Origin of the sequence: Larkinella insperata (genome assembly GCF_026248825.1) — a bacterium.
GTDB lineage: Bacteria > Bacteroidota > Bacteroidia > Cytophagales > Spirosomataceae > Larkinella > Larkinella insperata.
In genome coordinates this window covers 3380053-3395764 of sequence record NZ_CP110973.1, presented here as the reverse complement: position 1 = coordinate 3395764, position 15712 = coordinate 3380053, and the positions used below count along the sequence as shown (strand labels likewise).

Annotated in this window: 11 protein-coding genes; 6 read left to right on the top strand and 5 right to left on the bottom strand. The window is 55.1% G+C overall.

The features are described from left to right. Positions 1-28 precede the first annotated feature (28 nt). The 4 genes from OQ371_RS13620 to OQ371_RS13605 all read right to left on the bottom strand — a co-directional run bounded on the left by OQ371_RS13620 (position 29) and on the right by OQ371_RS13605 (position 5694). Positions 29-505 carry a MarR family winged helix-turn-helix transcriptional regulator gene (locus OQ371_RS13620; protein ID WP_265988504.1) on the bottom strand — a complete coding sequence of 159 codons (477 nt, stop codon included), beginning with the start codon at positions 503-505 and terminating at the stop codon, positions 29-31. 174 nt (positions 506-679) lie between these two features. Further along, entirely contained in the window at positions 680-2077 is a 1398-nt protein-coding gene (locus tag OQ371_RS13615; RefSeq protein ID WP_265988503.1) for an FGGY-family carbohydrate kinase, read from the bottom strand. A gap of 114 nt (positions 2078-2191) precedes the next feature. Further along, a complete protein-coding gene (locus tag OQ371_RS13610; RefSeq protein ID WP_265988501.1) occupies positions 2192-3481 on the bottom strand; it encodes a sugar isomerase in 1290 nt (429 codons plus the stop codon). A gap of 77 nt (positions 3482-3558) precedes the next feature. Beyond that, positions 3559-5694, bottom strand: a complete 2136-nt coding sequence (locus OQ371_RS13605) for a bifunctional aldolase/short-chain dehydrogenase (RefSeq protein WP_265988499.1) — start codon at positions 5692-5694, stop codon at positions 3559-3561. Between the two features lie 256 nt (positions 5695-5950). Between OQ371_RS13605 and fdhD the strand changes: the two genes are divergently transcribed. The 5 genes from fdhD to OQ371_RS13580 all read left to right on the top strand — a co-directional run bounded on the left by fdhD (position 5951) and on the right by OQ371_RS13580 (position 12232). After that, positions 5951-6787, top strand: coding sequence for a formate dehydrogenase accessory sulfurtransferase FdhD (fdhD, locus tag OQ371_RS13600; protein ID WP_265988497.1), 837 nt, complete (start codon positions 5951-5953; stop codon positions 6785-6787). A gap of 250 nt (positions 6788-7037) precedes the next feature. Then, entirely contained in the window at positions 7038-8228 is a 1191-nt protein-coding gene (locus OQ371_RS13595) for a M48 family metalloprotease (protein ID WP_265988495.1), read from the top strand. A 159-nt stretch (positions 8229-8387) separates the two neighbouring features. Further along, a complete protein-coding gene (locus OQ371_RS13590) occupies positions 8388-9074 on the top strand; it encodes an SDR family NAD(P)-dependent oxidoreductase (protein ID WP_265988493.1) in 687 nt (228 codons plus the stop codon). Between the two features lie 66 nt (positions 9075-9140). Next, positions 9141-11699, top strand: a complete 2559-nt coding sequence (locus OQ371_RS13585; protein ID WP_265988491.1) for a glycoside hydrolase family 95 protein — start codon at positions 9141-9143, stop codon at positions 11697-11699. Between the two features lie 98 nt (positions 11700-11797). After that, positions 11798-12232, top strand: coding sequence for a nuclear transport factor 2 family protein (locus OQ371_RS13580; RefSeq protein ID WP_265988490.1), 435 nt, complete (start codon positions 11798-11800; stop codon positions 12230-12232). A gap of 62 nt (positions 12233-12294) precedes the next feature. Here the strand turns inward: OQ371_RS13580 and metG are convergent, their stop codons facing one another. Then, positions 12295-14376 carry a methionine--tRNA ligase gene (metG, locus tag OQ371_RS13575; RefSeq protein ID WP_265988489.1) on the bottom strand — a complete coding sequence of 694 codons (2082 nt, stop codon included), beginning with the start codon at positions 14374-14376 and terminating at the stop codon, positions 12295-12297. Between the two features lie 250 nt (positions 14377-14626). Here metG and OQ371_RS13570 point away from each other — a divergent pair, with 250 nt between their 5' ends. Beyond that, positions 14627-15658: an SDR family NAD(P)-dependent oxidoreductase gene (locus tag OQ371_RS13570; RefSeq protein WP_265988488.1), complete on the top strand. Its 1032-nt coding sequence runs from the start codon at positions 14627-14629 to the stop codon at positions 15656-15658. The last annotated feature ends 54 nt before the right edge of the window (positions 15659-15712 follow it).

Genomic DNA, 15712 nt, shown 5'->3' with positions numbered 1-15712 from the left:
ATATGTCAACTATGTATCTAAATAAAAATCAGTTCTCAAGTAAGGCTGTTACTTTCCCCAGTAACTTGAGCAACGTAGCAACCTCTTCGGGCTCAAGCTGGCTGGTTACTTCCTCATCCAGTTGTTTGGCTGTCTCCATAACCTTGTTAATGATGGTCTTGCCCGCCGGTGTCATCTGAATCAAATTCTTCCGCCGATCCGTAACGTCAGGGGTAACCCGGAGGTAACCATCCCGCTCTAACGTGCGAATAGAGCGTTGTATGCCCGATTTATCTTTTTGAAGCAAATTGGCAATGTCTTGTTGCGATAGCGAACCGTCCGTTGAACAACTGACGACGAACAGGACCGGAAGCTGTTCCAACTGCAGAGAAATTCCGGATTTGGCTAAGTCACGATTGGTCTTCTTGGCAAATATGTGCGAGACGTGCGTGATGTTAAACACCACAAACTGGCTCATTTGGCTAAAGATCTTTTCCTTTATGGTACTTTCTTCCTTCGCAATCATGGTCACAAACTTATATTACGTTGATATATCAACCAAATATTCACAAAAAAAGTTTTGCATTTTTTAAGGATGCGGTCAATAGGCTGGATAAACGGTCAGGATGCACAGAAAAGCCGTACGCACAGAGCAAAACCAAGCTTCTGTGCGTACGGCTTCTTGTTGTACTGAAATAATTTATACGACGTACCGGCCGGCGGTCGTGTAATGCTTGAGTTCGATGGTATCGCCCGGGAGTGGTTTGGAATTCCAGTGGTGGTGAATGGCCAGGGCCGCCCCCAGAGCGGTGGCCTGCGCCATCGAAGCGGCAAATACTTCCGTTTGGGGAAAAGCAGCCGCCAGCAGATTCATGTAGATCGGGTTTTTGCTGAAGCCCCCGTCGACAAAAATGCGCTTGACGGGCGAGTTGTCCATTACCAGATTGGTCGAAATCAACTGCTGGGCCACGATGTCCAGCATCAACTGGTGGTAAGCCTCTTCGTAACTGCGGAATACCGACAGATCGCGGTGCCGGAACAGCGACTCCTGGAGCGGGGGGGCTTTCACTTCCTCAAATCGGTTGTCGGCGTTGGGCCGCGAATCCCGCAGGTACTGCACCAGATCCGGGTCGTAATCGACTTGTTTGTAGTAATTATCGGCGGTGTCGAAGTGAGCCGCCAGCCGCTTGGTTTGCTGTTCGTGCTCGTACCCCGCAAACAACCGCGACGCCTTGATGGGCTGCCCTTTGTAGTGCATATAACAAAGGCAGTCATACTGCAATTCTTCGGCCGTCAGCGGGATGGTGTTGAACGGGTTCAGGCTAATTGACCAGGTACCGGTTGAAATCAGCACGAACGGTTCCTGAAAAGAAGCCAGATACGGTATCAGAGCCGCCGAGCTGTCGTGCAACCCAACCCCAACCTTCAACGGGTGGTTCAGCCAGATGGCGTTCAAGACGCTGTCGGACGTAAAAATCGGCCCGAAAAGTTTGTCCAGCTTCTCCTTCATCACCCAGTCGTGGTACTGGTTTTTGGTGTAGTCCCACAGCATCGTGTGGCATCCAATGCTGGTTACATCCGTCAGTACCTGCCCCGTAAACAGAAAACTCAGGTACTGGGGCAGATGCAACGAATACCAGATTTTACGGAATAATTTCGGTTTGTCGTACTTGATGCGGTAGAGCATCAAGCCCGAATTCAGGCTGTCGAGCGCCGGGGATGCGGTTTCCATCGCCAGCGTCGCTTCGTCGCCGTACGTTTTATAGAACTTCTTCCGAACCGGCGCCGGGAACGGTTTCAGGTAGTTATACAAGTGTCCGATTGGACGGCTTTCTTCGCTCAGATAGACAAAACTGGCCCCGTAGGTCGAGAAGTTCAGGGCTTTGATATCAAATTCGGGCAATTCCATGACCTCCCGCAGCAGCGTCTGCACCCAGGTGGTTAGCCGGTTCAGGTCTTCGCAGGGATCGCCGTCCTCATCCACAATGTCGGTAAACGGCTCCGATCGCTCCCAGACGATCTCGTACCGCTCGTTGAACAGAAACAGCTTCTTATTCGTCTTCCCGATGTCAAAAATGGCAATAACTGGCGTCTTCATAGTGAATGAGTGAATGAGCAAATGAGTGAATAGGATCGAAGATCATGCTTTTTATAGCGGCCGCTATTCGCTGCGCCGGCGGCCCGGTTATTCGCTCATTCACTCATTCACAATTTATAATCCTGTTGCGATGGTTTTATGTCCTCGTTCGCCGATGAGTTGCTGGCGGATGTTTAACTGACGGAACAGCGTCAGCGGCTGCAGGGCGCCACCGGCCCGCCGACGGGCTTCGGCCACCAGCGGGCGAACATCCGTCCGGAAAGCTTCCTGCAGAATCTCCTGCGCCCGCACCACATCGTTGGCCTCCCGGGCTTCTTCCAGGGCGGCACGGTCCACCAGCAACGCCTGTGCATAGGCCAGTTGGATGGCTTCGACGGATTGCAACAAATCTTCCAGCGGATCTTTGACGTTGTGGCTCGCGTCGATCATCCAGCCCAGGTCCGTTGCGTGGTTCATGCCCTTGCGGTCCATGCCGTCAATCAGCTCGTTGAAGATCAGGAAAAGCTGGTAGGGCCGGATGCTGCCGACGGTCAGATCGTCATCGCCGTATTTAGAATCGTTGAAGTGAAAGCCGCCCAGCTTGCCTTCCATCAGCAGCAACGCGACAATCTGCTCAATGTTGGCATTCGGCAGGTGGTGACCCAGGTCAACCAGCGTATACGCTTTGGGCCCCAGTTTGTTGGCAAACAGCAGCGATGAACCCCAGTCGCCCACGGTCATCGAGTAAAAGTTGGGTTCGAAGGCTTTGTATTCCACAAACATTTTCCACGGGGCGGTCCCGCCATCGTCGGGCAAAGCCGCGTAGATTTCCTCCAAACTCTCCAGCGTGCGTTCAAACGCTCTCCGGAAATTCAACTGCCCGGGAAAACACGAGCCATCTGACAGCCAAACCGTTAACGAATTTGACCCCAGCGCCACCCCGTGTTTAATCACCTCAATGTTATGCTCGATGGCCTGTTGCCGTACCGCCCGATCAACGTGTTGCAGCGAGCCAAACTTGTAACTCAGCGGCTGGTCGGGCTGATCCTGAAAGGTGTTGGAATTCATCGCATCAAACCGCAACCCGTAGCTGGCGGCCAGGCTTTTGATGGCTTCACCGTCTTTGGGAATATCCCAAGGAATGTGCAGCGAGATGGCCCCGCTCGATTGGTTCAGGGCGTGCAGCAGCCCCACATCCGAGATCTTTTCTTCCAGCGAACGCGGCTCTCCCCCACCCGGAAACCGGCCGAAACGCGTCCCGCCCGTGCCCAGCGCCCAACTCGGAATCGCAATCTGAAAATCAATCAGTTTCTGGATAACGGTTTCCGCGTTGGCGATTTCATCCGTCCAGTAGGAAAGCTTGCGCTGGTGTGCTTCCTGGAGCTTGTTGTTATGATCCGCAATCTGATAAGCTTCGAGCTGCATAGCAGGTTAGGGGTTTAGGTAAGTTGTTTCGCGGAGTCAAGCGGAGGTTCTGCCTAACTCCGCGAAACAACTGAATTTTATCTTACAAACGCCATCGCAACACCGCCGTCGACGTTCAGGACGTTGCCGGTGGATTTGCCTAGCAAACCGCCCACGAAGGCAAAACAGGCATTGGCAATGTCGTCCGGCAGAATAATTTCGTTCAACAACGTGCGTTTGGCGTAATAAGCCGGCAATTCTTCCACGGTCACCCCGTAGGCTTTGGCCCGGCCTTCCGCCCAGGCTCCCGCCCAGATTTTACTGTCGGAGATGACCGCATCCGGATTCACCACGTTGACCCGAATATGGTCTTTGCCCAGTTCGGCGGCATTGAGTCGGCTCAGGTGCAGTTGAGCGGCTTTGGCCGAACCGTACCCGGCGTTGTTAGGACCGGAAACCAGGCCGTTTTTGCTCGCAATGTTGATGACATCACCACCGAGTTTCTGCTTGCGCATGATTTCAACGCCCTTCTGCGTCACCAGGAACTGCCCCTTAACCAGAACGTCGTATAGCAAATCCCAGTCTTTTTCGGTATGTTCCTCAATCGGTTTTGAGATCGACAGACCCGCGCAGTTAACCACAATATCAACCCCGCCGAAGGTGAGCGCAGCCGCGTCAAACGCCTTGCTGATCGTTTCGGCACTCGTCACATCCAGGGTAGCCGCCGTGTGGGTATCCCGTCCGTACTGCTGGCGGAATTCTTCATCGGCTCCTTTCAGCCGCTCAGGGTCGTTGTCGTTGATGACAACCACCGCCCCTTCGGCGACAAATTTCTTGGCAATGGCTTTACCAATCCCGCCCGCGCTGCCGGTTACGAGCGCAATTTTGCCCGACAACGGCTTTGGTTTCGGCATCCGCTGCAATTTCGCTTCTTCCAGCAGCCAGTATTCAATGTCAAAGGCTTCCTGACGCGGCAGTGAAGTATACTCCGAAATGGCTTCGGCCCCCTTCATTACGTTGATGGCGTTGGTGTAAAACTCAGCCGCCACCCGCGCCGTCTGCTTATCTTTGGCAAAGGCAAACATGCCCACGCCCGGCCACAGAATCACGACCGGATTTTTGTCGCGGATCGCCGGGCTGTTCGGGTGCTTGCAGGTTTCGTAATAGTCTTCGTACATGGTCCGGTAGGCTTCGTACGCCGGAGTTAGTCTCTCCTGAATGGCTGCCGTGTTGGTTACGTCTTCGTCCGGTTGCAGATCGAGTACGAGCGGGCTGATTTTGGTCCGCAGGAAGTGGTCGGGGCAAGACGTTCCCAGGGGAGCCAGGCGCTCCAGGTCGTTCGAGTTGATGAATTCCAGCACGCGCTCATCGTCCGTAAAATGGCCGATCATCGATGTTTTATTCGAGCAGAAACCCCGCAGCACCGGAGCCAGCGTTGAGGCTTGTTTCAGACGGGCTTCTTTTTCAAGGCTTTGCAATTTGGCCCCACCGAAAACCGGGCGGTTTTTACCGTAGTTTTCTTCCAGGTATTCGGCGCAGCGCTCGATCACTTCCAGCGTATTGATGTAGCTTTCGTACGCCGTGTCCCCCCAGGTAAACAACCCGTGCGAACCCAGCATGATGCCCCGGATGCCCGGATTCTGCTCCAGACATTCGGCCAGCTTCAGCCCCAGATCGAAACCGGGACGCTGCCAGTCGACCCAGCCGATGGTACCGTTAAATAAGTCCTGCGTGATTTTTTTGCCGTCTTTGGCCGCAGCAATGGCAATGGCCGCATCCGGGTGCAGGTGGTCGATGTGCGCAAACGGCAGAAAGCCGTGCAGGGGCGTGTCAATCGACGGGGCTTTGGACGACAAATCGAAAATGCAGTGGTTGAACAACTCGACCATCTCATCTTCAAATTCGATACCCCGGTAGATGTTTTTCAAACTCCGCAGCCGGTCGACGTACAGGGCGGCCAACCCGCTCCGTTTCATCGTTCCCAGGTCGCCCCCGGATCCTTTGATCCACATCACTTCGGTTTCTTTGCCCGTCAGCGGATCTTTCGCCATGGTTTTGCAGGACGTGTTTCCTCCGCCGTAGTTGGTCAGCCGGAGATCGGCACCTAGAAGGTTAGAACGATAAATGAGGAGGGCCACTTCGTCACCGGCCAGTTGGGCGGCTTTGGCTTCATCCCACAAGTAACTTACATGACGAAACTCGTTCGCCTGCCGTGTGTTGTTCGTACTGAGCATATCGAATTGATGTCGGAACGCCGACGCGATTGAATCTTCAGAGTTTACACTCTTCTCTAAAAGAAGATTTAGCTAATTTATACCCAAAGATAAAAGTGAATGACAGGCTGACTTTCATGCACTGTCCTATCTAAAGTCTGAAAAATAAACTTCGCATCCGTCTGCTTCACCCAGAAATTGCGAAAAAATGGCATTCTGACGCATTTGAACCCTTTTTGCAAAATTGAGTTATTTGAATAAATAGTAAGAAATTTTTATGCTGACCGTCGCCCCCGTAACCATTCAGAAGATTATTCAATCGCATGAGCCTCAGGAACACAGCGATTTGCTGGCCGTGGAAGAACCGCTGGAAATCCGGCTTGGCTTCGGTCCGCTCGGCGACCGCCAGCAACGCAGCGTAGCCGTCACCATGCGGACGCCCGGGCACGACGAAGAGCTGGCGCTGGGTTTTCTGTTCACCGAAAATATTATTCACCACCCGTCGCAGCTCATTTCCGTCCGTCACTGCGTTTCGAATGCCGAGAAAAAGGGCAACGTTTTGCGGGTAGAACTGCAACCGGACGTTGAGGTCGACTGGCAACGGCTTGAACGGCACAGCTATACGGCATCCAGCTGCGGAATTTGTGGCAAAGCCTCCATTGAAGCGGTCCAAACCGTTTGCCACGCCCGCCTGTCGTCCCGCTTTCATATTGATGCAGAAATCATCCACGGTTTGCCCGATAAGCTGCGGGAAACGCAGCGAACTTTCGCCTACACGGGCGGTCTGCACGCAGCGGCTCTCTTCGATGAAGCCGGGCAACTGATGCTGGTTCGGGAGGACATCGGGCGGCACAACGCGCTGGACAAACTCATCGGTGCGGCTTTCTGGCAGGGCTGGTTGCCGTTGAGCCAGTACGGAGTTCTGGTCAGCGGGCGGGTTGCGTTCGAACTGGTGCAGAAATGCTGGATGGCAGGGGTCCCCCTGCTGGCGGCTGTGGGCGCACCGTCGAGTCTGGCGGTCGATCTGGCGAAGGAAGCCGGAATAACGTTGCTTGGCTTCGTCCGCGATAACCGTTTCAATAACTACACCCCGACGCTGACCCCGGCCCTCTAAATAACAGACAATAAGGCACTTCTCTCTTCCAATGACAGTTAGCCAAAAGTTAGTGATCCATCTTTTGAAACCAGGCCGACCGTCCGCTCTGGAAACTATCCTTATTCTCCAGAATTCACGGTCTGCTCCCAGCCACTTAAACCCTACTGAGAAATGGGTTAGAATTAGAAAATAGATAAAAAGTTTGCCCTAAACCTTTTTACCAGACAATAATCTTCTATCTTACCCGGCAAACTTCTTATCTCTCTTTATGAAAAACGTTAACCTGTTAACCCCTCTTGTTGCCCTGCTTGTTTTTCTGGTTACCGCTTGTGAGACCGACACCTTGACCGTCCCGCAGCAAATCCACTCTTCTGCCCGGCAAGCCGCTCCGCCAACGGCCGCGCTGAAAGCCAAACTTACCAAGTTGAAGGCATCCTTGCCCGCCAGCTACGGAGGGAAACTAAAGCCTATTCCGTCCCTTTCGGACAAAGTGGACCTGCACCCGCAGTACCGGGAATTGGTTGCCCGGGCGTTGGGAGCCATTGAAGCCACGCCCTGTGATGCCAATACGAAAATTAACCTGTGGCTGGATGAGCAACTGGCCGACTGGGATAGTGAAACGATCCTTTACGCCTATGAACTGGGGATGCTCGATCTGCCTACTTATTACGCCCTGGTTTTTGAGAACAGTTCTGCCAACCAGACGTTTGGCGTCCAGGGAGAGTACACGCAAAAACTGACAAAAACCTTCAAGGACCTGAAACGGTTCTGGAACATTAATTCCGGTAAGATCGAGTTAGTGGCCATGCACGGAAGTATGCTGAGCGACCGGGCCAAACTCATCAAGACGTATACTGTGGTTTTCGGTCTGTCGCCGGCGCTGGCGGGCGCTTATGCCGATTTGGTCATCGAGGTTCTTACTTATATTCCGCAATACCGAAACGGCAACCACCCCATTTTCACCTTCAACGCCTTTGCCCAGCCGTCGTTCGAGCTACCCGGCGTTGGCCTGATTCCTGACAAGATTGTGATGGGTGACGGCATCATGGCTGCCTATACCGCCATCGGCTACGGTGATGTGGCCGTTCCGGCTATTCTGGCGCACGAATTCGGGCATCATATTCAATTCCAGCTGGGTTTGTTTGGTAGCGAAGCCAGCCCGGAAGAAACCCGCCGGACGGAATTGATGGCGGATGCGTATTCGGCTTATTACCTCTCACACGCCCGCGGAGCGTCTATGCAGTGGAAGCGCGTTCAACAGTTTCTTCAGGTGTTTTACAACATCGGCGACTGCGGATTTACCAGCGACGGTCACCACGGAACCCCCACGCAACGCATGGCGGCTGCTACCTGGGGCTACAACGTGGCCAATAACGCGCAGAAACAGGGGCATATTCTAACGGCTCAGCAATTTACGGCCCTCTTCGAAGCCCAACTTCCCTCTCTTATTACTCAGTAAGGCCTTATTCCGTGGATTTTTTAGCCAAAAAGGGTGAATTTCGGTTCACCCTTTTTTAATACCCTAACGCATCATTTCCTCCCGCTATTTCAATCCTGTTTTTTTTGGAATAGGTTTGTTCCCTTCCTTACTTTGAATTTTCACCCTGATCACGATCGCATGTCTACCGTTTTATTGACCGGCGGGGCCGGTGGCTTAGGCCGCTCCATTACCCAGAATCTACTCAAAAGTGGCTATACCGTTGTGGCAACCCTCGAGCCCGGCGGCCATAAACTGGATGCCCAACCCAATTTGTTTACCCACGAACTCGACCTGACCGACGAAGCGGGCTGTCAGGCACTGGTGCAGCAGGTCGTGACCGAGTACGGCAAAATCGATGCGGCTGTGTTACTGGTGGGCGGCTTCGCGATGGGTTCGCTCAGCGAGACGGATTTTGCCGCCGTTGACAAGATGTACCGCCTGAACTTCCAGACGACCTATCAGGTCGTCCGACCGGTGTTTGAGCAGATGAGTCAGCAACCCGACGGGGGGCGGCTGGTGCTGGTGGGGGCTCGGCCCGCGTTAGTACCGTCGGCCGGGCAGCACATGGTAGCCTACGCCCTGTCCAAAGCGCTGGTGATTCAGTTGTCCGAAATTCTCAATGCCGCCGGAAAAGACAAGAATATTGTATCGACCGTCCTGGTGCCGAGCACGATCGATACCCCCACCAACCGGGAAGCCATGCCCGACGCGGACCCGGACAAATGGGTGAAGCCCGAAGACATTGCCGAGCTGGTCAATTTCGTGACCTTTGGCCCCGGGAAAATACTGCGCGAGCCGGTGTTGAAAGTGTACAACAAGGCCTGACACGGAGCCCGCGCAACTTAGAGTAACTTTTTTGGCCGAGTCGCTTTTAAAACCATGCACTTTCTTATGTTCTGTTCGCGAAAATCCCGTCCGTTTCTCCCAAAAGCCGTCTGGGCGGGTTTGTTCTGGCTGGTTACGCATTCTGTTTCGGCGCAAAAGCCGTCGGCTATCTGGTACCGGCAACCCGCCCGCAACTGGAACGAAGCCCTGCCCGTCGGCAACGGGCGGCTGGGGGCAATGGTATTTGGCCGGGCAACCGACGAGCTGATTCAATTAAACGAATCATCGCTCTGGTCGGGTGGGCCGGTCAACCGCAATCCGAACCCCGGCGTGGCCAAATACCTGCCCGAAATCCGGGAAGCTCTCTTCCGCGAAGATTACAACGCAGCCGAGAAGTTGACGCAAAACCTGCAGGGTCTGTACACGGAAGCCTACCAGCCCCTGGGCGATCTGCGGCTGAAACAAACCCTTTCCGGTCCGCCGACGGAGTATTACCGCGATCTGAACATTACCAGCGCGACCTCGACCACCCGCTTCCGGGCCGATGGCGTTACGTATACCCGGGAAATTTTCGCGTCTGCGCCCGATCAGGTGATTGTGCTTCGGCTAACGGCCGACAAAAAAGGCACGCTGAACGTGACGGCAGCCGCCCAGAGCGTTCACCCGATTACGAAAACCGTAACAGGCCGCGATGAACTGGTGATTCGCGGTAAAGCCCCCGCCCACGCCGACCCGAATTACGTGAATTACAACCCCAAACCGGTTTTTTACGACGACGCCGAAGGTTGCCGGGGGATGCGGTTCGACTGGCGCGTGAAAGTCCGCTCGACCGACGGCACGGTTTCGGCTGATACCGCCGGAATCCGGATTCAGAACGCAACCGAAGCGGTTTTGCTGCTAACGGCGGCCACCAGTTTCAACGGTTTTGACAAATGCCCCGACCGCGAGGGCCGCAACGAAAAACAACTGGCCGACGGTTACCTGAAAAAAGCCGTTGCCAAAACCGTTGACGTCCTGCGCCGGGATCACATCGCGGATTACCAACGGTATTTCAACCGAACCTCGTTCACCCTAAGCAACGCATCGCCGGTTAATCTGCCAATGGACGAGCGTCTGCAACGGTACGCCGAGGGAGCTGCCGACCCGGAACTCGAATCGCTGTATTTCCAATTCGGACGGTATCTGCTCATTTCCAGTTCCCGGCCCGGCGGTATTCCGGCCAATTTGCAGGGCCTCTGGAACCCGATGGTCCGCCCGCCCTGGAGCAGCAACTACACGACCAACATCAACACCGAGATGAACTACTGGCCGGCGGAAATGGTCAACTTGTCGGAACTGCACACGCCCCTGCTCGACTGGATCAGCTACATGGCGGCAACGGGTCGCGAAACAACGAAAAACTTCTACAACGCCCGCGGCTGGACCATTCACCACAACTCCGACCTCTGGGGCACCTCCAACCCCGTGGGAGACAAGGGGAAAGGTAGTCCGTCATGGGCCAATTGGGCGATGGGCGGGCCCTGGCTGTGCCAGCATTTGTACGATCATTACCTGTTTACGGGTGACAAAAAATACCTGCGCGAATACGCTTATCCGCTCATGAAAGACGCGGCTCAGTTCTGCCTCGACTGGCTGGTGCCCGACAAACAGGGCCGTCTGGTTACCGCCCCGGCCACCTCGCCCGAAAATATTTTTATCACCGAACAGGGCGTCAAGCAATCCGTCTCCGTTGCGACTACGATGGACCTGGGGCTCATCTGGGATGTGTTCTCGAACGTCATTCAGGCATCCGAACAGTTGGGCATCGACGCCGATTTCCGGAAAACCGTTGCGGAGAAAAAACGCCAGTTGTTTCCGTTGCAGATCGGTAAACAGGGCAATCTGCAGGAGTGGTACAAAGACTGGCAGGACGAAGACCCGCAACACCGCCACGTGTCGCACCTTTACGTGCTGCATCCGGGCCGGGAAGTTTCGCCCCTGACGACGCCCAAATTGGCCGAAGCCGCCCGAAAAACGCTCGAAATCCGGGGCGATGGCGGCACCGGCTGGAGCAAATCCTGGAAAATCAACTTCTGGGCCCGGCTTCACGACGGCAACCACGCCTATAAACTCCTGCGCGAACTGTTGAAACTGACGGGTATGGAAGGCACCGATTACGCCAAGGGGGGCGGCACCTATCCGAACCTGTTCTGCGCCCACCCGCCGTTCCAGATCGACGGAAATTTTGGCGGCACATCGGGCATCGGCGAAATGCTGCTGCAAAGCCACGACGGTCTGCTGAACCTGCTGCCCGCCCGGCCCGACGCCTGGGCCGACGGCGAGGTGAAAGGACTCAAAGCGCGGGGCGGTTACGAACTGGACATGAGCTGGAAAGCCGGAAAACTAACCCGCGTGGCCGTTCGCTCAGCGTTGGGCGGCAACTGCCGGTTACGGGTGGCGAACGCACTGAAAGGCGACGGCAAAACCCGGCTGCAAACCGCCAGCGGCAAGAATCCGAATTCCTTCTACCAGCAACCGGAAAACCAGTACCAAACCAACTCGCCGGAAACGCCCGCCAACGGCGTCTGGCTGTATGATCTGAAAACCGAACCCGGTAAAACGTACGTCTTGCTGGGGGCCAATTAATTCTAGACAAAAGTGGTAAGACAAGAGAAAAAAGAGTCGGGTCTCACCTCTTTTGTCTTACCGCTCATTTCTTTCTTAAAACTCAAATCTGATTATCCATGAAAACCCTGAAATGCCTGTTGATGCTGTTGTTTGTTGCGGGAAACGTGCTGGCAACCAACCCCACCAAAGATGAAAAGCAAGCCGTGGAGCAGGCCGTTGAAAAGCTGCGGAAAGCCATCATTGACGCCGACAAATCCGCCCTCGAAGCGCTGACCACCGACCAACTGACCTACGGCCATTCAAACGGTCTGCTGGAAGACAAAGCCGCTTTCATCAAAGCGCTGGTGAGCGGAGAGTCGGATTTCACGTCCATCGACTTAACCGACCAAACCGTTACGGTAGTCGACAACACCGCCTGGGTGCGGCACAAGCTGGCGGGCAACACCAACAACAAAGGCGTTCCGGGAACGGCCAAGCTGGCGGTTCTGATGGTCTGGGTAAAGCAGAAAGGTGACTGGAAACTGCTGGCGCGGCAGGCCGTCAAGATTTAAAGCGTTCTGGTACAAAAAAAGGAGGCCGTGGCCTCCTTTTTTTGTTTATAACTAATGGAGCATCAGCTAACTGTTCCACCGTTCCAGACGGCTTTGTCGGGGCTGATAAGCGCCAGACTGCCGTCGCGGTCTTCGGCCATCAGGATCATACCCTGCGATTCGAGGCCCATCATCTTGCGGGGGGCCAGGTTCGCCAGGAACGTTACCTGCGTACCGATCAGCTTCTCGGGTTCGAAATGCTTGGCAATTCCGCTCAGAATCTGGCGCTGGCCGGTGCCGTCGTCCACTTTTAGTTTCAGAAGTTTGTCACTCTTCGGCACACGCTCGGCTTCCAGGATGGTGCCGATCCGGATGTCCATTTTGGCAAAATCGTCGTATTGAATCACCGGTTTGGCTTCCGGTACGGTTTTAACGGCCAGTTCGTTCATGCGTTTGGCTTCGTGCAGTTTAGCGATTTGTCCATTGATCACCTCGTCTTCCAGCTTCTCGAACAGCAAGACGGCTTCGCCCAACTCGTGTCCGGCAGGCAGCAAATCCGATTTCCCCGCGTTGATCCAGTGGAAGGCCGTACCGGTAGCATCTTCCCGCGTTATGTTGGCGGCATTCAGCAGGTTGCGCAGTTTTTCCGCGGTAAACGGCATGAACGGTTCGCAAACGATGCTAAGGTTAGCCGAAATCTGCAAGGCCAGGTTCAGAATCGTATTGACGCGGAGCTGGTCGGTTTTGGCCACTTTCCACGGTTCGGTTTCGGCCAGGTACTTGTTGCCCAGCCGCGCCAGATCCAGCAAATGCGCCAGGGCTTCGCGGAAACGGTATTGTTCGATGGCCTGCCCGATGCGGTCGGGAAACTGCGCCAACTCGTCCAGCACGGCCTGATCGACTTCCGTCAGCGGCCCTCTGGGGGGCACCTTGCCTTCGCAGAACTTCTGGGTGAGCACCATCGCCCGGTTCACAAAATTGCCAAACACCCCCACCAGTTCGCTGTTGTTGCGGGTCTGAAAATCCTTCCAGGTAAACTCGCTGTCCTTGGTCTCGGGGGCATTGGCCGCCAGCACGTAGCGCAGCACGTCCTGCTTGCCCGGTAGCTCGTCCAAGTACTCGTGCAGCCAGACCGCCCAGTTCCGCGAGGTCGAAATTTTGTCGCCTTCCAGGTTCATGAACTCGTTGGCAGGTATGTTATCGGCCAGGATATAGTTATTTTCGTGCATCAGCATCGCCGGGAAAATGATGCAGTGGAACACGATGTTGTCTTTCCCGATGAAGTGCACCAGCTTGGTGTCTTTGTCGCGCCAGTACAGTTCCCAGTCGCGGCCCTGCTGCTCGGCCCACTCCTTCGTCATCGAAATATACCCGATCGGCGCGTCGAACCAGACGTACAGCACCTTGCCTTCCGTGTCGGGCAGCGGCACTTTAATACCCCAGTCGAGGTCGCGGGTCATGGCGCGGGGCCTCAGTCCCTCCTTCAGCCACGACTGGCACTGGCCCATCACGTTGGTTTTCCATTCCGGGTGGCTGTTGACGTATTCTTCAATGCGCGGCTGCATCCGGTCGAGGGGCAAATACCAGTTTTTGGTTGCTTTCAGCACGGGTTTGGAGCCGGAGAGCATCGAGCGCAACGGTTCTTTCAATTCCGTCGGGCTGAGCGTTGAGCCGCAGCGTTCGCACTGATCGCCGTACGCGTTTTCGTTGCCGCAGACCGGGCAGACGCCGATGATATACCGGTCGGCCAGAAATTGTTTGGCGGTTTCGTCGTAGTACTGCTCGGTGATTTCCTCGGTAAAGTTGCCGGAGTTGTACAGATTCAGAAAAAATTCCCGCGACGTTTCGTGGTGAATCGGTTTGGACGTGCGCGAATAGATATCAAACGAAATCCCGAACTCCTCGAACGACCGCTTGATCTGGACGTAGTATTTATCCACGACCTCCTGCGGGGTAATGCCTTCTTTCTGAGCGCGGATGGTGATTGGAACGCCGTGTTCGTCGGTACCGCTGATGAAGGCTACATCCTTGCCCGTTGCCCGGAGGTACCGCACGTAAATATCGGCGGGCAGGTAACAACCGGCGATGTGTCCGATGTGGATCGGACCGTTGGCGTAAATCAGGGCCGCCGTGACGGTATAGCGTTGCGGATTTTCTAGTGACATGTGCTTCGGTTTACGGTTTGCGATTGATGGTTCTGACACGTGAGCCGGGGCCAGAACGGCGGTTGACCCGTGTCTGAACCTTGAACCCAAAACCTAATTTTGGCGCGAAATTAGCAAATCGGCGGCAAACGTTGTTATGTTTACAAATTGGATGATAGGGTTCGTTCAAAGCAAACGCTGAACAACGGGCCGGTTATGGATAACAACAAGGAAACCACGAATAATTTCCTGAACTGGGCTGAATCACTGAATGACTCCCTCACAACCTGACATTACGCTCATTACCGGCGCCAATGGCCTGATCGGTAGCCACATTGTTCGGCGGTATCTCGACGCGGGCCGGAACGTGGCCGCCCTCCGGCGAACCGGCAGCGATCTGCACCTGCTAGCCGACATTCAGGACCGGATTACCTGGCTCGAAGGCGATATTCTCGACATTCCGGCGCTGGAAGAAGCCGTGCAAGCCGTCCAGGCCAGCGGCACCGTGGATGTGATTCACGTAGCGGCCATGATTTCCTACCAGCCTAAAGACCGCGCCCGCATGGATAAAGTCAACGTGGAAGGGACGGCCAACGTGGTCAACGTCTGCCTGGCGAAGGGAGTCCGGAAGCTGGGCTACGTCAGCTCGGTAGCGGCCATTGGCCGGCCAACCATCAAAGGGAATGCGGATAAAACCGTTGTTATCGACGAGGAGCAGCGCTGGGAGGAGTCACCGCAAAATTCGTTTTACGGGCAGACCAAATACCGGGCCGAACTGGAAGTCTGGCGGGGCACGGCTGAGGGGCTGGATGCCGTGATTGTCAACCCCTCGCTGGTGTTGGGTGAGGGCGACTGGACCCGCAGCAGCACGCAACTGTTTAAATACGCCTTCGACGAAAAACCGTTTTATCCGGCCGGTATTGTCAACCTGGTCGATGTTCGGGATGTGGCTGAAGCGGTTTTTCAACTGATGCAGAGCCCAATCACCGCCGAACGGTTCATCTTGGCGGCCACACCCCTGCCCTACAAAACCTTCCTGGATAAGCTGGCGGACGCGCTGGGTAAAAAAAGGCCTCAATACCGCATCCCGCCGAAACTGACGCAACTGTTGTGGCCACTCGAAGCCGTCCGCTCCTGGTTTACGGGCAAGCCCCCCCTCATCACCCGCGAAACGGCCCGCTCGGCTTCGGGCCTCTACCAGTTCGATGGCCGGAAGATTGAAGCCACCCTGCCCTTCCGTTATCGAAACATTGACGAAACGATTCAGCGGATTTGTATGTTCTTCAAACAGAACAAGGGGTAATCTGCCGAGCTTTTTTGGTAAAAACCTGACCGCCAATTCCTGCCGGAAAAGCGC